The organism is Streptomyces aureocirculatus (assembly GCF_000720475.1).
Taxonomy (GTDB): Bacteria; Actinomycetota; Actinomycetes; order Streptomycetales; family Streptomycetaceae; genus Streptomyces; species Streptomyces aureocirculatus.
The window spans coordinates 1-1,344 of sequence record NZ_JOAP01000132.1 but is presented as its reverse complement, the minus strand read 5'-3'; the positions used below and the strand labels follow the sequence as shown (position 1 = coordinate 1,344).

Sequence of the window (1,344 nt, the reverse complement as noted above, 5' to 3'; positions counted from 1 at the left end):
GGGCGTACTCCTTGAGTGAGGGTGTCGGCCGTCGCATGACACGGTCCGCACGCATCCGTCCCAGCACCTCGACGGGCAGGCCGTCCAGGAGGTAGGCCATGCGTGGAGCGTCGTAGCCAGCGTCGAAGACGACCAGGATGTCGTTGTCACCGACTTCCCACTGCCCCTGGGTGATCAGGTCGGTGACAACGCGGCGGACCTGGGCTGCAGTGACTTCGGCGACATCGTCGTCGGGGCCGAGGCGGACCGCGTCCAGCAGCTCGCACCACGACGTGCGGCCGGTCTCCAGCGCGGCGACGAATGAGTACGGCCAGCCGGGAATGAACTGGTCGCTGGGGCGCCCCGAGCGGCCGTACACATGACAAAACAGCCGGTCCGCACTGCATGGCGCGTCCGGGCGCAGCCAGTTGCTCACGTCGACCGCCAGGACCAGGCGCCCGTCGGCGGCCTTGGGCTGCGGCAGCATCGCCAGCGCCCTGCGCAGCCCGTCCCCATCGATATGCCCGCAGTTCAGCGCGTCGTACAACGCGCCGTGCCCACGCCGGTGTTCGGCCAGCAGCGTCAGGTCGACCGGCGAGGTCACCGGGCCACTGTCGCAGAGCATCGCGTCGCAGATCTCGAACAGGGTGTCACCGCGCCGAGTCAGACATGCGTAGAAGTCCTCCCGAAAGTGGGACGTGAAGTCGAATGCCTCGTGCCGGGCATTGTGGTGCAGCAGACTCACCTCTGCGGCCTTCGTATGAGTGCGGTTCTGTGACGGAACGCATGCTCATGCGGGGGCCGTCCGCCTGTCCGGCGAAAGCCCGTCTGAGTAATCAAGTTCGGGACACCGTTCGAGGCTGCATCGCGTGACGAGAGCTCAGCTTCTGGGCGTCTCGTCGATGGCGGGCATCGGCTTCCCGCCCGGATGCCACCTGTTGAGGAAGCTGGCCTGCCTGCCTAGGTCGACGAGTTCGATCCGGGCACCGATGCTGTCCATCCGGTGATAGGCGAACGGCCGGCCATAGGGGCAACCGGAGAAGTCCACGGGCATGCCCTCTTCTTCCAGACGCTGGGAACCGTGCTGCACATCGCTGGTCCAGAAGCCGATGTGATCGAACCTGGCTCCCTTGGGCGCGTCCCAGGGGCTGTCAGAGGGCCCTTCAATGAGCTCGATGAAGGGCGGCCCGCCTGCGGTGAAGACGATGCGGAAGTCCCACTCACCGAGCCGGTCGGACACCGGCTCACTCCACTCGACCCCGGCTGCATACCGAAGGTCCTGCATCGCCTGCTCGATATCCGGGACCACGAAGCACACATGGTAGAAGGCAGTCATTCACCCATGATCGAGCACGTCACCCCAGA

General features: G+C 66.1%; 2 protein-coding genes. Both read right to left on the bottom strand.

The features are described 5' to 3' along the window. On the bottom strand, positions 1–718 hold a 718-nt coding region (locus IG78_RS0141025; protein WP_283936562.1), incomplete at its 3' end, for a transposase. Between the two features lie 141 nt (positions 719–859). Then, the gene (locus IG78_RS0141020) at positions 860–1,315 is read right to left on the bottom strand and encodes a VOC family protein (RefSeq protein ID WP_030574876.1); all 456 of its coding nucleotides are present in this window, start codon (positions 1,313–1,315) and stop codon (positions 860–862) included. Positions 1,316–1,344 lie beyond the last annotated feature (29 nt).